General features: G+C 53.7%; 17 protein-coding genes. 3 read left to right on the top strand and 14 right to left on the bottom strand.

Annotated elements, in window-relative coordinates:
- Positions 1 to 182 precede the first annotated feature (182 nt).
- The 12 genes from ACMHXH_RS11155 to ACMHXH_RS11210 form a co-directional block, all read right to left on the bottom strand.
- Entirely contained in the window at positions 183 to 1,163 is a 981-nt protein-coding gene (locus ACMHXH_RS11155) for a formate dehydrogenase subunit gamma (RefSeq protein ID WP_039035150.1), read from the bottom strand.
- Positions 1,164 to 1,216: 53 nt separating this feature from the next.
- Positions 1,217 to 1,786, bottom strand: coding sequence for a formate dehydrogenase FDH3 subunit beta (gene fdh3B, locus ACMHXH_RS11160; RefSeq protein WP_025010615.1), 570 nt, complete (start codon positions 1,784 to 1,786; stop codon positions 1,217 to 1,219).
- A 29-nt stretch (positions 1,787 to 1,815) separates the two neighbouring features.
- Positions 1,816 to 4,668 carry a molybdopterin-dependent oxidoreductase gene (locus tag ACMHXH_RS11165; RefSeq protein WP_071239161.1) on the bottom strand — a complete coding sequence of 951 codons (2,853 nt, stop codon included), beginning with the start codon at positions 4,666 to 4,668 and terminating at the stop codon, positions 1,816 to 1,818.
- An 18-nt stretch (positions 4,669 to 4,686) separates the two neighbouring features.
- Entirely contained in the window at positions 4,687 to 4,884 is a 198-nt protein-coding gene (locus tag ACMHXH_RS11170; protein WP_039035148.1) for a twin-arginine translocation signal domain-containing protein, read from the bottom strand.
- Between the two features lie 373 nt (positions 4,885 to 5,257).
- Positions 5,258 to 6,256, bottom strand: coding sequence for a formate dehydrogenase subunit gamma (locus ACMHXH_RS11175; protein ID WP_039035147.1), 999 nt, complete (start codon positions 6,254 to 6,256; stop codon positions 5,258 to 5,260).
- 45 nt (positions 6,257 to 6,301) lie between these two features.
- The gene (gene fdh3B, locus ACMHXH_RS11180) at positions 6,302 to 6,898 is read right to left on the bottom strand and encodes a formate dehydrogenase FDH3 subunit beta (RefSeq protein WP_039035146.1); all 597 of its coding nucleotides are present in this window, start codon (positions 6,896 to 6,898) and stop codon (positions 6,302 to 6,304) included.
- Positions 6,899 to 6,925: 27 nt separating this feature from the next.
- Positions 6,926 to 9,775 carry a molybdopterin-dependent oxidoreductase gene (locus tag ACMHXH_RS11185; protein WP_335912500.1) on the bottom strand — a complete coding sequence of 950 codons (2,850 nt, stop codon included), beginning with the start codon at positions 9,773 to 9,775 and terminating at the stop codon, positions 6,926 to 6,928.
- A gap of 18 nt (positions 9,776 to 9,793) precedes the next feature.
- Positions 9,794 to 9,991, bottom strand: coding sequence for a twin-arginine translocation signal domain-containing protein (locus ACMHXH_RS11190; RefSeq protein WP_025010612.1), 198 nt, complete (start codon positions 9,989 to 9,991; stop codon positions 9,794 to 9,796).
- A gap of 75 nt (positions 9,992 to 10,066) precedes the next feature.
- A complete protein-coding gene (locus ACMHXH_RS11195; protein WP_039035144.1) occupies positions 10,067 to 10,723 on the bottom strand; it encodes a molecular chaperone in 657 nt (218 codons plus the stop codon).
- 10 nt (positions 10,724 to 10,733) lie between these two features.
- Positions 10,734 to 12,398, bottom strand: coding sequence for a 4Fe-4S binding protein (locus ACMHXH_RS11200; protein WP_071477118.1), 1,665 nt, complete (start codon positions 12,396 to 12,398; stop codon positions 10,734 to 10,736).
- 150 nt (positions 12,399 to 12,548) lie between these two features.
- Positions 12,549 to 13,175 (bottom strand): DUF3306 domain-containing protein, encoded by a 627-nt coding sequence (locus tag ACMHXH_RS11205; protein ID WP_101094684.1) that lies wholly within the window; start codon positions 13,173 to 13,175, stop codon positions 12,549 to 12,551.
- Positions 13,175 to 13,633 (bottom strand): DUF3305 domain-containing protein, encoded by a 459-nt coding sequence (locus tag ACMHXH_RS11210; protein ID WP_025010609.1) that lies wholly within the window; start codon positions 13,631 to 13,633, stop codon positions 13,175 to 13,177. Before ACMHXH_RS11210 ends, ACMHXH_RS11205 begins: the two co-directional genes overlap by 1 nt.
- Before the next feature lie 278 nt (positions 13,634 to 13,911).
- On the opposite strand from ACMHXH_RS11210, the gene ACMHXH_RS11215 reads away from it, so the two are divergent.
- Complete coding sequence (locus ACMHXH_RS11215; protein WP_039035142.1) at positions 13,912 to 14,742, top strand: formate dehydrogenase accessory sulfurtransferase FdhD; 831 nt, start codon at positions 13,912 to 13,914, stop codon at positions 14,740 to 14,742.
- A gap of 24 nt (positions 14,743 to 14,766) precedes the next feature.
- Complete coding sequence (locus ACMHXH_RS11220) at positions 14,767 to 15,672, top strand: helix-turn-helix transcriptional regulator (protein WP_039035141.1); 906 nt, start codon at positions 14,767 to 14,769, stop codon at positions 15,670 to 15,672.
- A 42-nt stretch (positions 15,673 to 15,714) separates the two neighbouring features.
- Here ACMHXH_RS11220 and rlmF read toward each other — a convergent pair whose 3' ends face one another.
- Together rlmF and ACMHXH_RS11230 are read right to left on the bottom strand one after the other, a co-directional pair.
- Positions 15,715 to 16,788 carry a 23S rRNA (adenine(1618)-N(6))-methyltransferase RlmF gene (rlmF, locus tag ACMHXH_RS11225; RefSeq protein WP_335912497.1) on the bottom strand — a complete coding sequence of 358 codons (1,074 nt, stop codon included), beginning with the start codon at positions 16,786 to 16,788 and terminating at the stop codon, positions 15,715 to 15,717.
- Positions 16,781 to 17,188: a flagellar basal body-associated protein FliL gene (locus ACMHXH_RS11230; protein ID WP_025010605.1), complete on the bottom strand. Its 408-nt coding sequence runs from the start codon at positions 17,186 to 17,188 to the stop codon at positions 16,781 to 16,783. Before ACMHXH_RS11230 ends, rlmF begins: the two co-directional genes overlap by 8 nt.
- 105 nt (positions 17,189 to 17,293) lie before the next feature.
- Here ACMHXH_RS11230 and ACMHXH_RS11235 point away from each other — a divergent pair, with 105 nt between their 5' ends.
- Positions 17,294 to 17,872 (top strand): chorismate--pyruvate lyase family protein, encoded by a 579-nt coding sequence (locus ACMHXH_RS11235; RefSeq protein ID WP_039035139.1) that lies wholly within the window; start codon positions 17,294 to 17,296, stop codon positions 17,870 to 17,872.
- The last annotated feature ends 25 nt before the right edge of the window (positions 17,873 to 17,897 follow it).

Raw genomic sequence — 17,897 nt, forward strand, 5'->3', positions numbered from 1 at the left:
CTAGATTAAAATAAATTAATCTTAAAAAACAGTTGATTAAGAATTTAAGCCAACAAAGTAGCTTTATGTTTCTCTTTAGTTGGAATAAGTGCGGAATATAAAAAAATCACCTTGATATTTTTCATTATTGATAAAAAAGCCGTGTCGATTGACACGGCTTTTCAGTAGACAGAGTGCTGACCTTAGTCTCTGTATTTCAGAGTACCGTTGGCCTTGATCTCGTCATACCACAGGTTGTGGTGTTGAGTGGCCCAGTTTTCATCACAGTAACCGGAAATCATACACTCCATACCACCTTCAGACATAACAGTCGCCATGAAGATATGCACTATGGAGAAGGCACAGATGATGATGGCACTGATTGAGTGCAATACCAGAGCTATCAGGCTCAGGGTACGGCTGGGTTCAAACAGGTTGGGGAACAACAGCAGCATGCCTGAAGCAGAGATGATCAGCCCAAAGAAAGCAAAGGCCCAGAACCACATCTTCTCACCGGCGTTGGCAAAGCCGGCATCAGGGTGTTTGCCCTTGAAAGGCCCGAAGTTGATGTAACCGCCCACTACCATGAACCACTTGACGTCATACATCTTGGGCAACTGGTTCTTGGCCCACAACAGCGTCATCAGTGCCCAGCCGAACATGAAGGGAATCGCCATCACGTCGTGCACTTGCTTGGCGCCATTGACCATTGATGCCCAGAAGCCTTCACCCAGATACGGCTGGAAGAAGAAACGCCCTGCCAGCAGCACTAAGCCGGTGAGGATCAGCAGTAAGCAGGGAATTGCCCCCAGCCAGTGAATGCTCACATCAAACTTGGACCAGCGATGCACCATTTTGCCGGAGAAACCATGGTGCAGTTTGGAAATACCATTAACCATGATAAATAGGGCAAAGATGATGATCATACCGAACAATGCCAGCATCAACCCCGGTGCCAGCCAGTCGCTGCGAAGTTCCAATACCCGCAGATCATAGGTGTTGATCGGCTGGTTGTGGAACTGACTGTCGGATGTTGTATAACCCGTTGCTCCATCTTTGAGCTGAGCCCAGATCTGGGCATCGCTCGCTTGTGGTTCCACAGGTGCATCGGCACCATTGGCGAAGCATACGGCGCTGAACATGAGCGCAATAGCCAAGCCTATGTGTTTGAACCATTTGTTCATATTAACCTCTCTCACCGGCCCAGCTAAGCCGGGCCGGATATTCGTGCCGTCTGTTACTTCCAGGCGCCGTTTTCGGCACCGCGATAAGCCACACGCTCACGGTAGATGCCGGAAACCACTTCCGCATCACCGGCCAGCAGGGCCTTGGTTGCACAGAGTTCGGCGCACATAGGCAACTTGCCTTCCGCAATACGGTTGGCACCGTATTTCTGACGCTCAGCGTCCGAATGGTTTTCTTCAGGACCACCGGCACAGAAGGTACACTTGTCCATCTTGCCGCGGGAGCCGAAAGCACCTGATTTCGGGAACTGAGGTGCGCCGAATGGACAGGCATAGAGACAGTAACCACAACCGATACAGGTATCTTTGTTGTGCAGCACTATGCCGTCTTCGGTGCGGTAGAAGCAGTTGGCAGGACATACGGCCATACAAGGCGCGTCGCTGCAATGCATACAAGCCACAGAGATAGAGGCCTCGCCGGGCTGACCATCCTTGATGGTCACCACGCGGCGACGTTGGATACCCCACTCGAGAGCGGAGTCGTTTTCGTTTTTACAAGCGGTGACACAGCCATTACATTCAATGCAGCGCTTGGTATCACACAGAAATTTCATTGTAGCCATAGTGGCAATTCTCCTCGCTTAAGCTGCACTTATGCTTTGACGATCTGACAAAGCGACGCCTTGGTTTCCTGCATCTGAGTCACTGGGTCATAACCATAGGTCAGCGCAGTGTTACAGGATTCGCCCAATACGTAAGGCACTGTGCCTTCCGGATAGTTGGGCTCCAGGCTCTCGCCGTGCATGATCCCGGCAAAGTGGTAAGGCATCCAGGTCACACCAGGTTTAACCCTTGGGGTCACCATGGCTTGAACCAGAATTCGGCCGCCTTCGGCGCCTTCCAGCCATACCTTCTCACCGTCACGGATACCGCGGTCGGCAGCGTCACCAGGGTTGATCTCAACGAACATCTCCTGCTGTAGCTCTGCCAGCCATGGGTTGGCACGTGATTCTTCACCACCACCCTCGTATTCCACCAGACGACCGGAAGTCAGTACCAGTGGGTACTTGCCACTGACATCTTTCTCCTGGATAGACTTGTACAGAGTCGGTAGACGATGTACTTGCATGTCGTCATAAGTTGGATACTTGGCTACCAGATCGCGACGGGCTGTGTACAGCGGCTCGCGGTGTACTGGCACCTGATCAGGGAAGGTCCACACAATACAACGGGCCTTGGCGTTACCGTATGGGATACAACCGTGCTTGACGGCAACCCGGACAATACCGCCGGAAAGGTCGGTCTTCCAGTTCTTGCCTTCGGCTTCGGCTTTCTCTTCGGCAGTCAGCTCGTCCCACCAGCCCAATTGCTTGAGCAGCTTGTCGGAGAACTCAGGATAACCGTCCTGGATTTCAGCACCTTTGGAGAAGGAGCCTTCGGCCAGCAGGTTCTTGCCTTGATATTCCACACCGTAACGGGCACGGAAGTTACCGCCGCCGTCTTTGACGTGCTTGCTTGTGTTATAGAGGATCTGGGTACCTGGGTGCTTCATCTCAGGTGTACCCCAACATGGCCAAGGCAGACCATAAGTTTCGCCCTTGCATGGGCCACCTTCGGCTTCCAGAGTCTTGTTGGAGAAAGTGCCCCAGTTCATGGTGTGAGCTTTAATACGCTCAGGGCTCTGGCCGGACATACCGATAGTCCACATACCGCGGTTGATTTCGCGGGTGATGTCTTCGATCAGAGGCAGACCATTCTCTTTCTTGATGCGCTTGGTGTACTGCTCGGCAAAGCCCAGTTTCTGTGCCAGACGATACATGATTTCAATATCTGTCTTGGACTCAAACAGCGGCTCGATAACCTGCTCACGCCATTGGATAGAACGGCCTGAGTTGGAGATGGAACCACGGGTCTCAAACTGAGTCGCGGCAGGCAGCAGGTAGACGCCATCCTTACGACGGTGCATAACACCGGCCATAGTTGGGAATGGGTCAACAACAACGACTGTATCCATCTTGTCCAGTGCATCACGCACGTCGCGCTGACGGGTTTCAGTGTTGACTGACTGACCCCAGAAGAAGGCCAGGCGTACGTTGTCTTTCTGTGCCAGCTTTTGCTTGTCTTCCAGTACGCCGTCGTGCCAACGGGAGCAAGGAATACCCGGAGTCGTCATAGGTTCGCGGCCCAGGTAAGTCCCCTGGTCGAAGCGGCTCTTCATCCACTCCATATCCAGATCCCATACGTGGGTCCAGTGTTGCCATGCCGCAGTGGTCAGGCCGTAATAACCAGGCAGGTTATCGAACAGCAGACCCAGGTCGGTAGCGCCCTGTACGTTATCGTGACCACGGAAGATGTTGGTACCACCACCGGAAACACCCATGTTACCCAGAGCCAACTGCAGGATACAGTAAGCACGGGTGTTGGCATTACCTACGTGGTGCTGGGTACCACCCATACACCAAACCACAGTGCCTGGACGGTTATCGGCCATCATCTTGGCGGCTTGGTACAGGTACTCTTCGCTACAGCCAGTGATGTTGGCCACTTCTTTAGGTGGGAACTTCTTGGCTTCTGCACGGATGGTTTCCATCTCGAACACACGTTCTTTGATGAAGGTCTTGTCTTCCCAGCCGTTTTCGAAGATATGCCACAACATACCGTAGATAAATGGAATGTCGGTACCCGGACGGATAGAGCAATGCAGGTCGGCATGAGCTGCGGTGCGGGAGAAGCGTGGATCAACCACGATCAACTTGGCATTGTTCTTCTCTTTGGCAATCAGAATGTGCTGCATGGAAACAGGGTGTGCTTCAGCAGGGTTGGCACCAATGAAGAAGATGGCGCGGGCATTCTGAATGTCGTTGAAAGAGTTGGTTTGCGCACCATAGCCCCAGGTGTTGGCCACACCGGCTACAGTGGTAGAGTGACAAATACGGGCTGAGTGGTCGACGTTGTTGGTACCCCACATGGCAGCCAGCTTACGATACATGTAGCAGCCTTCGTTGGAGAACTTGGCACTACCCATAAAGTAAACAGAATCAGGGCCTGATTCCTGGCGGATCTTCAGCATCTTGTCACCAACTTCGTTGATGGCCTGATCCCAGCTGATACGCTTCCACTTACCGCCTTCAAGCTTCATTGGGTACTTGAGACGTTTCTCACCATGACCGTGCTCGCGCAGTGCAGCACCTTTGGCACAGTGACCACCGGCGTTGAATGGGTGATCGAAGGCAGGCTCCTGACCAGTCCAAACACCGTTTTGTACTTCGGCATACAGACCGCAACCTACGGCACAGGCACTACAAATGGTGCGTTTTACTTCTATAGGCGCATCATGAGGTACATCTTTGGCTTCGGCGCGACGTATCATGCCGGTACCCAGCATAGAGGCGGCAGCGATACCACCGGCAGTAATACCGGCATTTTTCATAAACTGACGACGGCTGATCCCCAGTTTGGGTTTGTCGGCCTTAGGGGCGACATTGGATGTGCGAGTTAACTTCATCGCTTGAGATCTCCTGGATTAGCTACGCAGGCTGTTGTAATAGCTGCGGATATGCGCTGTTTCGTGATAGCCCTTTGTCGCGGACTTCGCTTCAACAGGCTCACTGGCCTGAGCGGCATTCACCCCTGTTGCAGCAATCGCGGCACCCGCGGCACTGCCTATGGTGATAGCCTTCAGCAGGGATCTGCGGTTCAGATCTGGCTTCTGGTCTTTCATTTTCGCTCCTGATAATTTTCCCCCGCGCTGCGGGTGACTCGACACTTTTTTGTGCACTCCAGCCTATTAACAACTCAAGCTGCGCTTATGTACAAAAAAGGTAAAAAATCCGTTATATATGAATGGAGTCCTTCTTTAAGCATGGGCAATATAAGGCTTTGCAAGAGTATGGGTTTTGATCTGGGACAGTTTGAATGTAAGCCCCATGGGAGCGGCTGTTTAAAGCGTTAACTGCTTCAAACTTTCAATAAAAGGAAAATAGCGAAAGTATCAGGAGAGTGTGGATTCTGAAGTAAATGATGTTAAAAAACGGATCATAAAAAAACACCCCGGCAGGCCGGGGTGTTTGCAGTCTTAAATCAGCTCAGGGGACTCAATTTTCGCGATATTTGAGCGTACCGTTGGCCTTGATTTCGTCGTACCAGACATTGTGGTGCTGCATCGCCCAGTTTTCATCACAATAACCTGACTTCATGCACTCCATACCGCCCTCAGACAGTACGGTCGCCATCCAGATATGCACTATGGTGAAGGCGATGATCAGAATTGCACTGATACCATGCACCAACAGCGCCGCCATTGAGGCTTCGCGGGGCAAATCCAGGTTAGGCAACACCATCATGATGCCGGAAATACTGATAAACAGGCCGAAAATGGCCAGGGTCCAGAACCACATCTTCTCACCGGCGTTGGCAAAACCCGAATCCGGGTGCTTACCCTTGAAGGGGCCGAAGTTGATGTAGCCTCCCACCAGCATGAACCACTTGAGGTCATAGCTCTTGAACAGCTGATCCGGCATCCATTTCACCACCAATACCGCCCAAGAGACGATAAACAGTGGCCCGACCCAATCGTGGATCGTCTTGGAGCCATAGATCAGTGCCGCCCAAATATCGCCACTGACATAGGGTTGCAGTACATGCTTGCCCAACATGATGTTGAGCCCGGTGAAGATCAGGATAAGACAACTGATCGCCACTACCCAGTGGATGATCAGGTCAGCCTTACTCCAGCGGAACACCAACTTACCGGAAAAGCCGTGATGCAGCTTAGATGGGCCATTCACCAGGTAAAAGAGCACGAACGCCCCAAACACGCCGACTACGGCTATCGCCATAACGGGTGTCAGGTACTGATTGCGCAGTTCCTTGCCCTGATTGCCGGCCACGTTGATCAGTACGCCGGTTTCAACACCTTTGGCTGTGGTATAGCCGGATTCACCGGATTTTACCGCGCGCCAAAGATCGGCCTCACTGGTTTGCGCCTGTTGCTGGCTCGACTGTTCATCGGCGGCCATGGCTGTGGAAGCAAACCCCAGCCCGGCAACCAATACCAGCAGAGCGAACAGACTGCGCAGTGATTTGATTAACATAGTCACTCCTCGTCAGGGTGGGCCTTAGCCCACCCTCGCTCTGTCTCAGTTGATCTCACCGGTCTTGGGATTGTAGCCCCAAATTACATCAGGGTTACCCCGGGCGGCCATCCGCTCACGATAGATATTGGATACCACTTCCGCGTCACCGGCCAGCAGCGCCTTGGTGGAGCAAAGCTCGGCACACATAGGCAGCTTACCTTCGGCGATACGGTTGGCACCGTACTTCTTGCGCTCGGCTTCAGAGAAGTTTTCCTCTGGGCCACCGGCACAGAATGTACATTTATCCATCTTGCCGCGACTGCCGAAGGCGGTCTTTTTCGGGAACTGAGGCGCCCCGAAAGGACAGGCATAGAAGCAGTAGCCACAACCGATACAGGTATCTTTGTTGTGCAGCACTATGCCATCGTCAGTGCGGTAGAAGCAGTCTGCAGGACAAACGGCCATACAAGGCGCGTCGGTACAATGCATACAGGCAACTGAAATGGACGCTTCACCGGGCTGACCATCATTGATGGTCACCACGCGGCGACGCTGGATACCCCACTCGAGCGCGGAGTCGTTTTCGTTTTTACAGGCTGTGACGCAACCGTTACACTCGATGCAGCGCTTGGTGTCACATAAGAATTTCATGACTGCCATAATGGCTTATCTCCTCATCAAGTACGGTTAGGCTTTGGTGATCTGACACAGGCTGGATTTGGTTTCCTGCATCTGTGTCACCACATCATAGCCGTAAGTCAGAACCGTGTTAGCCGATTCACCTTGAACGTAAGGTACTGTACCTTCCGGATAGTTCTTCACCAGGCTCTCGCCTTCGAAGATACCGGCGAAGTGGTACGGCATGAAGCATTCACCGTTGATCACCCTTGGTGTTACCATGGCCTTAACCTTGATCTTGGCGCCTTCAGGGCTGTGTACCCAAACATCGTCGCCATCGCGTAGACCGCGGTCGGCAGCATCTCCTGGGCTGATTTCGATAAACATCTCTTGCTGCAACTCGGCCAACCAAGGGTTGGAACGGGTTTCTTCACCACCGCCTTCATATTCCACCAGACGACCAGAGGTCAGTGCCAGCGGGAAGTCTTTGGAGAAGTCCTTGTCCTGAATTGACTTGTACAGGGTCGGCAGACGCGCCACCATACGGTCTTCGTAGGTGGGGTACTTGGCGACCAGGTCACGACGAGGCGTGTATAGAGGTTCACGGTGCAACGGAATGTCGTCCGGGAAGTTCCATACGATACAACGGGCCTTGGCGTTACCATAAGGGATACAGCCGTGAGCTATGGCCACACGCTGAATGCCACCGGAAATATCGGTTTTCCAGTTTTTGCCTTCGGCGTGTTTCTTCTCTTCTTCGGTCAAGTCATCCCACCAACCCAGCTGCTTGAGCATCTTGTCGGTGAACTCAGGGTAACCGTCCTGAATCTCACTGCCTTTGGAGAAGGAACCTTCGGCAAGTATGTTGTTGCCATTGTGCTCAACACCGTAACGGGCACGGAAGTTACCACCGCCGTTGCGGACTTCACGGTCAGTACGATAGAGGATTTGAGTACCTGGATGCTTCATCTCAGGTGTGCCCCAACATGGCCATGGCAGACCATAAGTTTCACCCTTGGCTGGGCCGCCGGGTGCTTCGAGGGTATCGAAGTCGAAGGTACCCCAGTTTTCCTGGTGCATCTTCAGACGCTCAGGGCTCTGACCTGTGTAACCTATGGTCCACATACCGCGGTTGAACTCGCGGGTGACATCTTCAACCAGCGGCTCTTCACCGTTGACCTTGATGTGCTTACAGAACTCTTTCTCAACGCCCCACTTCTTGGCCAGCTTGTACATGATCACATGGTCAGGCAGCGATTCGAACAGAGGGTCGATGACCTGAGAACGCCACTGCAGTGAACGGTTGGAAGCTGACACAGAACCATAGGTTTCAAACTGAGTCGCGGCAGGCAGCAGGTAAACGCCATCTTTACGCTGGTGCATAACACCGGCCATGGTTGGGAATGGGTCAACGACGACCACAGTGTCCATCTTGTTCAGTGCTTCACGCACCTCGCGGCCACGGGTTTCGGTGTTGACAGACTGACCCCAGAAGAAGGCCAGACGGATATTGTCTTTCTGGGCAATCTTGTTCTTGTCTTCCAGCACACCGTCGTGCCAGCGGGAACAAGGAATACCGGCTGAAGTCTGTGGCTTCTGGCCCAGATACTCACCTTGGTCGAAACGGCTGTTGACCCAGGCAGGATCCAGATCCCACACATTGCACCAGTGCGCCCAGGCGCCGGTAGTCAGACCATAGTAACCAGGCAGGTTATCGAACAGCAGACCAAAGTCAGTAGCACCCTGTACGTTGTCGTGACCACGGAAGATGTTGGTACCGCCACCGGAAACACCCATATTACCCAGGGCCAACTGCAGGATACAGTAAGCACGGGTATTGGCGTTCCCCACGTGGTGCTGAGTACCACCCATACACCAAACAATAGTGCCGGGCTTGTGTTCGGCCATCATCTTGGCGACGCGACGCATCTGAGCTTCACCGACACCGGCAACATGCTCAACCTCGGCAGGGTTGTACTTCTTCACCTCTTCGCGGATACGTTCCATGCCGTAAACACGCTGATCGATAAAGCTCTGATCTTCCCAGCCGTTTTCGAAGATATGCCACAGCAGACCGTAGATGAAAGGAATGTCGGTACCGGGACGGATATGCACGTACTCGTCAGACTTGGCTGCAGTACGGGTGAAACGTGGATCAACCACTATGACTTTGGCACCGCGCTCTTTACCTACCAGAATGTGTTGCATCGCCACAGGGTGAGCTTCACTGGGGTTGGAGCCGATAAACAGCATGCACTTGGCATTGTGCATATCGTTGAAGGAGTTGGTTTGCGCACCATAGCCCCAGGTGTTGGCCACACCGGCTACAGTGGTAGAGTGACAAATACGCGCCGAGTGGTCGACGTTGTTGGTGCCCCACATGGCTGCGAGTTTGCGGTACAGGTAAGACTGTTCGTTGGAGAACTTGGCACTACCCATGAAGTATACAGAGTCAGGGCCGGATTCTTCGCGGATCTTCAGCATCTTGTCGCCGACTTCGTTGATAGCCTGCTCCCAGCTGAGACGCTTCCACTTGCCGCCTTCAAGTTTCATTGGATACTTGAGACGTTTCTCACCATGGCCGTGCTCACGCAGTGACGCGCCCTTGGCACAGTGACCACCGCGGTTGAATGGATGGTCCACGGCAGGCTCCTGCCCGGTCCAAACACCGTTTTGAACTTCGGCGTAAATGCCGCAACCCACTGAGCAGTGAGAGCAGATAGTACGCTTCACTTCGGTAGGGGCATTATGAGGAACATCTTTGGCTTCGGCTTTACGCATCATTCCTGCGCCCAGCATAGATGCTGCGGCAATCCCACCGGTAGCCAAACCGGCAGACTTAAGGAACTGACGACGATTCAGACCCAGAGCGGGCTTTGCAGCCACCGCGGCCTGGTCTGTTTTGCGGGTTAATCGCATCACATACTCTCCTTATCGTTATTTGTTACGCAGTGAGGCGTAATAATTGCGCACATGGTCAGTCTCACGGTAGCCCTCACCCTTTGGCACTTCTGGTGCTTCAGGCTTAGCCGCCAAGGCTTGACCACTGACAGTCGCAACCGCGCCTGCCGCACTGCCGATCGCCAATGCCTTGAGCAGTTGACGACGACCCATGTCGGAAGCTTGCTTCTTCATAGTGTCTCCTCGTGTTGAAGGTAGACGGGGGAAACTCCCCCGCATGCTTTAGCCCGTGTTGCCACGGGCAAATTCTTAGGCCAGCTCACTGGCCTTGGGCTGGATCTGTACCGCCGGGGTTTCCACCACAGGCGTGCTCAGCACCAGCTGTTCAAACTCATTGATTTCGGTTTCAAAGAAGGCCCGGCCGAGTTGTGCCACCACGGCGTAAAACGCGGCGGAGGGACAACGGGACAAGGTATCGAAGAAACGTATGATCCAGCTGCCGATATGGCGGCGGTAGAAGGCCAGTTGCTGGTGGGCCGGAGCTTCCAGCAGCAGTATGCCCATTACCTCGCACAGAGCGGCGACATGATCTTCCGGTTCCTTGACATTTTCTTCGCGTTCGAAGCCCAGTTGCATCAGGTCCTGACGCAGCAGAGCCAAGGGCTTGTCCATCAGCGAACCTGTCATAAACCAGCTACCGTAGGGCAGGATTTCCCCTGAGCCTACGCCGAGGAAGATGTTGAAATACTCATCTTCCAGCTGGTTACTGTCGAATTGTACGGCCGCCAACTTGAGCGCCAACCAGGCCTTGGTCATCTCACTGTCGTCATTGGCGTCGACTTCGAGGTCGCCAAGAAAACTCAGCAATTCCGGGCTGGGGTGGCGCCTTAACAGCGCCGCCAGCAGCTGATAGATATCTGCTCTAAGCTGATCGTTTTCTGATACTTCTCTTACTGTTTCGGTCATAGCGGATCTCTTATCTCAGTTGCTTTTCCGGATCCTGGAGTATGTCTTCAAACATATCCTTCACCCGGCAATCACCACACATCTTTAAGCGCTCTATGTTGGCGCTGAAAGCGCTGTGGCTTCCGACCATATCCAGCATCCGGTGCACCATAGACTGGGTCGCGAACGGCGCTCCACAACGAATACATTCGAACGGAGCTTCTTCTTTCAGGATCCGGCGCTGCTGCCGTGCAGCCTTATCCAGATTGACCTGAGGAGTCAGGCTGATCACCTTCTCCGGGCAGGCAGCCTCACATAGGCCACACTGCACACAATCCTGCTCGACAAAATACAGTGCCGGAGTGTCGCCACCGTCGGTCAGCGCCTGGGTAGGGCAGGTCGCGACACAGGACATACACAAGGTGCACTTGTCGGCATTGATATTCACCAGGCCATAGGGGATATTGCCCATGGTCAGTTGAGTATCAACATTGGCTGCTTGCTCATTGAGATGGTCGATAGCAGCGTACAGCTGGGTGCGCTTGTTACCCTCAGAGAGCACAGCAGGTACTATCACGGGCCAGTCCAGACTTACATCCAGTATAGGCCAGAGATTGGCAAGCTCGGCTTCGTCGATAACCCGAATCCTTTGAGGCTGTCCCATCTCATCCAAAATGGCATTGGCCAATCCCAGTTCGCCCTTGAGCATCTGGGTCAGGGTAGGGGCCGTAGCGCTGGTGTTGAGGATCAACACCTGGCGCGCTCCCCAAGCCAGAGAAGCCATCCAGTGATCCATGCTGGCCACAGTGACTTCTTCCAGTGCCACAGGTAGAACCTCGCCCGGCAACTCGTCATTGATCAAGGCGCCGCCCTGTCCCATGTCGTGGAACAGCACTACAGGCGCGGTTTGTGCCTGTTCGCGGAAGCGGGAAATCAACTTATTCAGGTATGAATGCAGCGCCTGAGGGGTTGGCTGGTCGTAGGCAATGGCCCCGGTTGGACAGGCATTGGTACAGCTGCCGGCGCCGTGGCACAGATAGGGGTCTATCTCAATCTGCTTGGCCACGCTCTTGATAGCATCGGCCGGACAGAAGTTGAGGCAGCGGTTACAACCATTATTGCCGTTGCGATTGTGGGCACAGAGATCGGCGTTGACCTTGACATAGCGCGGCTTGTCAAACTGGCCGATCATCTGGGGCAATTCCTGCAAGGCTTCGGCTAATTTCTGCGGATCCTGACCCACATAGAAATAGCCGGGTGGCAGCATTTCCAACTGAATTTGCGGCTCGCGGCTCAGGTCGAGGATAAGGTCAAAATGCGGCTTGCGCAGCGCAACCACACTGAGCTCGGCGGTGCCATTGTCATGTTCGACACTCACCTGGAATTGACCGAGGAAGCCTTTGATACCAATCAGCTTGTTGTAGTAGCTCTCGACATCTTCGGCGGCAGCCATTACGGCTTCGAGATGGGCCTCTTCCTGGCTGGTGATCGGCTCGTTGGCCAAGATCACTCTGCCGGCCATGGCAGACAGTTTATCTGCCGCCAGCCGGGCCAGATCCTCAGGGCCTATCACAAGGACATTCCCTTCTGTGGTGTAACTTACGGTCGGCGGGATCAGGTTTTGCAGAATCTGAGTCTGCTGGCTGACCTCACGACGCACCTGCCGCAGCGCTTGCTGGGCGGGGTTATTGCTCACACTATTGTTCACTTTGCGTTCCTGAACAGTTTATGGCGATGGCCGTATTCTTTATCTTGCTGCTTTTATTATTGATTTACAGCTTGCTATAGCCTGAATACAGCAATTCACATACCAAATTTATGGGCATTAAAGGCTGTTAAACTGACGTCAAACAACCGGCTTATGAGTTTCGGCTTCTGCATCTGTGGCATTTTGGGCCTCTGCAGTCACATCTCCGTCCAAATTGTCCGTTGGTGACTGTGGCGCAGATTGTTCGGCTAACTGCGGGGGGGCGGCCTCTGCCTCGGTTGCTGAAGTCTCTGCTTCGGCCAGGGCTTCTTCAGCCTCTTCCGGTTCCTCTTTTTCCAGCACGTGACGGAACACCTTCTTGGCCAATTCGGCCGAGGCTTCAGCGCTTAGCTTGGGCTGGTTGCTGTAATCGAGGGCGTACTCGAGCAAGCCGTCGATTTCGTTGAAGTGAGGTTGCTTCCACAGGGTGCGCAACGCGGCGGTCTTCACTGCCGGGTCGACATTCTTGGCCATAAAACTGGCGAAGCTGCCACCAACCTCGATACCACTGGGGTCGGGTAAGTCTTCGGCGGTCAGCAGTTTCTCTTCCTGGGTCTCGGTTTCTGGAAGGGGGTCGAGCGCGGTCTGAGTTTCCGGCTCTGCCTCTGCAACGGCTTCCGCTTGAGGAGGAATTTCTTGCAGCGGTTCATCGACAGGGGTTTCACCTTCCTGTACTTGCTGCTTGCGTAGCGCCCAGCGGCTCAGGAATCCACTCTTTTCGGCCATCAGTGCCTCCGAATGTTGTCTTCGGCCAATTCCTTGCGGCGGTTAACATGTTTGCGTCTGTGGGCGGTGATTTCCACTTCACCGTGACGGGTTATGAAGGCTTCAATCCAGCAGGCGATTGCCTCCGGCATCGGCATGTTCAGCACTGGGGTATCTCCTTCGAGACAGCCGGCTGCGACATTTTGGTCGGCGGAGATGGCGGCCGGGATCCAGTTGCCCTCTACATCTTCGTCACAGACGATGTAAAGCATGGGATTGTCCATATCTAGGTTAAGGCGGTAACTGGCACGCTCATCACGAAACAACTCCAGTAGGACCAGCTTGGCTCCGGGCGGCGCCTCATGGGTAGCGGGCACGATTTGGTCCAGCTCCCAGCTGATGGATGTCCAACGACCGACCTGTTTCTCCACTTTTTTCAGTGAAACGTACATGGGCCATACGCTTTCGGAATGTTGCATACTGACTCTCCCTCCCGATGGGATTATTTTCGGGCATAAGTAAGATCTCTAAGCCTTTGCAATTTTAGTGCCAGTTGCCATTTGAGAAATAAGTTTGAACTTGATCATCTATTTAAGGCTAAAAATAGGACATTTTGTCCAATATGCAATCTGGTTTGGGACATTCATGACCTGAGTGCCGCCGGCGCTTGCTGCGGATCACGCATTTTGCAGCCTGAATCCTGTGACGGTATAAATATTGCTATGCTGTGGCCCATGCTCTCTGTGAAGGTTCGATAATGACAAGTGCCAAACCCCAATTGATCAAGACCAATACCCAGGTACCTTTGACCATTGCCGTAACTGCGGTCGATGAGAATGGTCAGTTGCAGGAAAAGTTTGTTGCCTGTGAAAGGCCGCTGACGGTTTACCTCAACTGGCGACCAATAGTCACCCTGATGACCCTGGGCGCAAGAGCCGAGGCCCTGGCACTGGGTTACCTAAAGAATCAAGGCTTTATCAATGATGTATCGCAACTGGAATCTGTGATTGTTGACTGGGATGTGGCTTCCGCGGCCGTGATCACCCGGGAGCAGACTGAGGATCTGGATGCCAAACTGGCCGACAAGACAGTCACCACAGGCTGTGGCCAGGGCACTGTCTTCGGCGGCTTTATGGAAGGATTGGACGATATAGTCCTGCCGCAACCGAAACTAAAGCAGAGCATGCTTTACTCACTGTTGAAAAACATCAGTGAATACAATCAGACATACAAGAATGCCGGTGCTGTTCACGGCTGTGGTCTGTGTGAAGCGGATAAGATAAAGTCCTTTGTCGAAGATGTCGGTCGCCATAACGCGGTCGATACTCTGGCCGGTGAGATGTGGCTGGAGCAGGACAGGGGCGACAACAAGATTTTCTACACTACGGGGCGACTTACTTCCGAAATGGTTATCAAGGTCGCCAAGATGGGGATCCCTGTGCTCTTGTCCCGCAGTGGTGTTACCCAGATGGGTCTGGAATTGGCGCAGAAGCTGGGGATCACTATGGTCGCCCGCGCTAAAGGGCGCCATTTCCTGGTGTACAATGGCGCCGATAATATTGAGTTTGATGCCAGCAATCCACGCTGATACCCAAGATACCAAGGAGAAGTGATGACGGAGCCCAGTGAACTTGTCTATATGAGCGCCAAGCAGGTGGCCGAGTATCTGGACCTCAATGAAAAAAAGGTCTATGCCATGGCTAACGAACGTATGCTGCCGGCGACCAAAATCACAGGTAAGTGGCTGTTTCCAAAGATACTAATCGACCGTTGGATCATGGATTCCTGCCACAGTGGTATGTTGACCGATCGTTTGCTGATCACCGGCAGTGATGACCCCTTGTTATCGATGCAGGTGGCCAGGCTGATGGCTCAGGTTGGCAGTCGAGAACTTATTAGCTACAGCGCTACAGGTTCCCGCCTGGGGCTGGAGCTCTTGTCCAAGGGCTACGCCGATGTCTGTACCTTGCATTGGGGCAGTTTGGAGGAGCGTAATATCCGCCATACGGCGCTGCTGAAGGGGTATCCCAACCACCAGCAATGGATCATGGTTCACGGCTATAACCGCCAGCAGGGGTTGATAGTGCGGCCGGATATGCACCACAGGTGTCAGGAAGAGAGCAAGGTGTTGCAACTCTCCTGGCGCTGGGTCACCCGCCAGGGCGGTGCCGGCAGCCAGCAACATCTGGAACATTGGCTGTTGAAACAGGGTGCCAAGCTTGAGCAGCTCAACTCAGTACTCACCGCCTTCAGTGAGCGGGAGTTAGCCGGTTATATCGCCCGGGGGGATGCCGATATAGGCTTCGGTTGTCAGGCTGTCGCCATGGAGAGTGGCCTGAGCTTTGTGCCCTTGGTGACTGAGTCTTTCGACTTTGTCATGCCGCAAGGGATCTACTTCCGCCGCCAGTTGCAGCAGCTGTTCAAGATGCTCGGCGGCAGCCACACCCGGCAGATGGCTGCTCTACTCGGTGGTTACGATCTCACCGATTGCGGCCGGTTACTGTGGAGTCCGGAGTAGTTCGATTTCTCAATCCAATTTGAGGCCTGCCGTTGGTGGGCCTCAAGCCTTGAACTTCCACCACTGACATCTGGCGGCAGCATCGAAGAAACTCCAGGCCAACACCCGGGTTTGTTTATTGCCCTGTTGCATCTCCAATATCTTGACCTCTTTGGCGCCAAGTTGCTTTAACGCCTGTTGGCAGGGTTTGAGGTTGTCACCCTTGGACACCAAAGAAGAATACCACAGCACTTGTCCACCATATTCACGGCTTTCGTGAATCATACGCAGCAAGAAGCCCAACTCGCCACCATCGCACCAAAGCTCGGCCTGACAGCCGCCGAAGTTGAGTTTGGGCTCCTGACTCTGATGTTGCTCGCCGCGACTTGCCGCCAGATTGCGCTGTTTGCGTTCGCTGCCACTGCGGGCATCGGCGGCCGAGGCATGAAACGGCGGATTACAGAGGCTGAAGTCAAAACACTCCCTGCTCTGCAAAAGACCATGAAATATCTGCTCTGGCTTGGGCTGCAACCGCAGTTCAATGGCGCTGGCCAGCTTGGGATTGTGCTGTAAAACGCCGGCGACATTATCCAGCGCCACAGGGTTGATATCGGCGCCGACAAACTGCCAGCCGTAGACACTTGAGCCCAGCAAGGGGTAGATGCCATTGGCTCCCGTTCCTATATCCAGGCCGCGAATACGCCGGCCTTGGGGGATCTTACCGCTTTCTGCCAGCAGATCGGCGATATGGTGCAAATAGTCCACTCGCCCGGGAATGGGGGGGCACAGATAGCCCTCGGGCAATTGCCAACCCTGGATATGGTAATGGTGCTGCAATAAGGCGGCATTAAGGACCAAAACAGCTTGAGGCTCGGCAAAGGGAATCGAAACCTGGCCATAATCTGTGGTGATAAGATGAGGCGCGAGCGCTGGGTAACTGGCTGCCAGGGCGGCAAAGTCATAGCCCTGGCGGTGCAGGTTGCGCGGGTGCAAGCCCTTGTCTTTGGCTTTCCCGCCCGTTTTAACCGAGGTTTTGCCGGCCGTCGTCTTTGGCGGCGTTTTATTAACCTTTTTCTTTACCTCGGTCCTGGCCTTGCCTTTCGAGGTGTTGAGCCGACGCTTTTTTACCTCAGTCATACAGGTATTTGGTAAACAGCAGATTCACTACCAGCGCCCGACCGGTTTCCTGTTCCAGCAAACGATTGACTGTGTCGTAACATTCGCGACGGATCTCTTCCCTGCCGGTAAGCGACTTGACCCTGTCCTCGGGTTGGTTACCGAGAATCTCCACTATCGCGGCCCGCAGCAGGGGATCATGGTGTTGCAAGGCTACCAAGTCCTGAGGGTCTTTCACCATCAGTTCAACACTGATGCGCACAAACCCCAGCTTCTTACGATTGGAGATATAGTTGGTCACTATTTCAGGTTCAAAGCCATAGTAGGCATAGGTGTCTTCGGCGGGCTTTTCATCGGCCGCCATCACAGGCTGCAACATGCCGGCCAGCATAAAAAACAACAGTGTCAAAACGCGTTTCATATTGAGTATCAAGCTCCCGTAACTTGTGCAGACGCCCCTTGCGATCTATCTGCTTGTGGGCAAGCGTGATAGACTCCCGAGTTGTAATATTGTACCGGGTATCCGATGAGTGTGACCAGTTTAAGCTTTCCTTATGGTGAATCAATTCAGTGGTTTTCGCCAGAGCAATCACAACAACTTCCCGCAGCGCCATTGCACGATTGGCTGCTGGCGACCGGTAGTCTCACCAAGAGACTCAAGAGCTGCTGCAACCACTTTGAAGTCAAACTGCTCGGTGAAGCCATGCTGTCCACCGCCGCTCAGGAATGGCAGGGTAAGGAGCACAAAGCCATCTGGATCAGAGAGGTGTTACTCTGCCTGGATGGCACTCCCTGGGTCTTTGGCCGCACCCTGATCCCGGCAAAGCTGCTGGAGCAACAGCAGCGACTGGGTAAATTGGGTACCCGCCCTCTGGGAGAGCTGTTATTCGGTGATATCGGCTTTGAACCCGGTGCCATAGAAGTCGCCAGTTTCGATAACCATTCACGGGTCGCTTCCCTCGCAGATTCACTGTCGCAATCCACCACAGAGGCAATATGGGGCAGAAGACGTTATTTTCACTTTCAGGAGCAGCAACTGATTGTTGGTGAAATCTTCCTGCCGGCGGCGGTTGCCGCCATCAATCAAGGCCAACTTACGCCTTGAGCAAGGGCTTGTAATCCCTTTATTG

The sequence above is a fragment of the Shewanella sp. BJSY2023SW001 genome, assembly GCF_047314685.1.
In the GTDB taxonomy this organism is placed as follows: domain Bacteria; phylum Pseudomonadota; class Gammaproteobacteria; order Enterobacterales; family Shewanellaceae; genus Shewanella; species Shewanella indica.

Coding starts and splice junctions, on each gene's coding strand:
- ACMHXH_RS11155 (WP_039035150.1), bottom strand. CDS start 1,163: ATGAACAAATGGTTCAAACACATAGGCTTGGCTATTGCGCTCATGTTC.
- fdh3B (WP_025010615.1), bottom strand. CDS start 1,786: ATGGCTACAATGAAATTTCTGTGTGATACCAAGCGCTGCATTGAATGT.
- ACMHXH_RS11165 (WP_071239161.1), bottom strand. CDS start 4,668: ATGAAGTTAACTCGCACATCCAATGTCGCCCCTAAGGCCGACAAACCC.
- ACMHXH_RS11170 (WP_039035148.1), bottom strand. CDS start 4,884: ATGAAAGACCAGAAGCCAGATCTGAACCGCAGATCCCTGCTGAAGGCT.
- ACMHXH_RS11175 (WP_039035147.1), bottom strand. CDS start 6,256: ATGTTAATCAAATCACTGCGCAGTCTGTTCGCTCTGCTGGTATTGGTT.
- fdh3B (WP_039035146.1), bottom strand. CDS start 6,898: ATGGCAGTCATGAAATTCTTATGTGACACCAAGCGCTGCATCGAGTGT.
- ACMHXH_RS11185 (WP_335912500.1), bottom strand. CDS start 9,775: ATGCGATTAACCCGCAAAACAGACCAGGCCGCGGTGGCTGCAAAGCCC.
- ACMHXH_RS11190 (WP_025010612.1), bottom strand. CDS start 9,991: ATGAAGAAGCAAGCTTCCGACATGGGTCGTCGTCAACTGCTCAAGGCA.
- ACMHXH_RS11195 (WP_039035144.1), bottom strand. CDS start 10,723: ATGACCGAAACAGTAAGAGAAGTATCAGAAAACGATCAGCTTAGAGCA.
- ACMHXH_RS11205 (WP_101094684.1), bottom strand. CDS start 13,175: ATGGCCGAAAAGAGTGGATTCCTGAGCCGCTGGGCGCTACGCAAGCAG.
- ACMHXH_RS11210 (WP_025010609.1), bottom strand. CDS start 13,633: ATGCAACATTCCGAAAGCGTATGGCCCATGTACGTTTCACTGAAAAAA.
- ACMHXH_RS11215 (WP_039035142.1), top strand. CDS start 13,912: ATGACAAGTGCCAAACCCCAATTGATCAAGACCAATACCCAGGTACCT.
- ACMHXH_RS11220 (WP_039035141.1), top strand. CDS start 14,767: ATGACGGAGCCCAGTGAACTTGTCTATATGAGCGCCAAGCAGGTGGCC.
- rlmF (WP_335912497.1), bottom strand. CDS start 16,788: ATGACTGAGGTAAAAAAGCGTCGGCTCAACACCTCGAAAGGCAAGGCC.
- ACMHXH_RS11230 (WP_025010605.1), bottom strand. CDS start 17,188: ATGAAACGCGTTTTGACACTGTTGTTTTTTATGCTGGCCGGCATGTTG.
- ACMHXH_RS11235 (WP_039035139.1), top strand. CDS start 17,294: ATGAGTGTGACCAGTTTAAGCTTTCCTTATGGTGAATCAATTCAGTGG.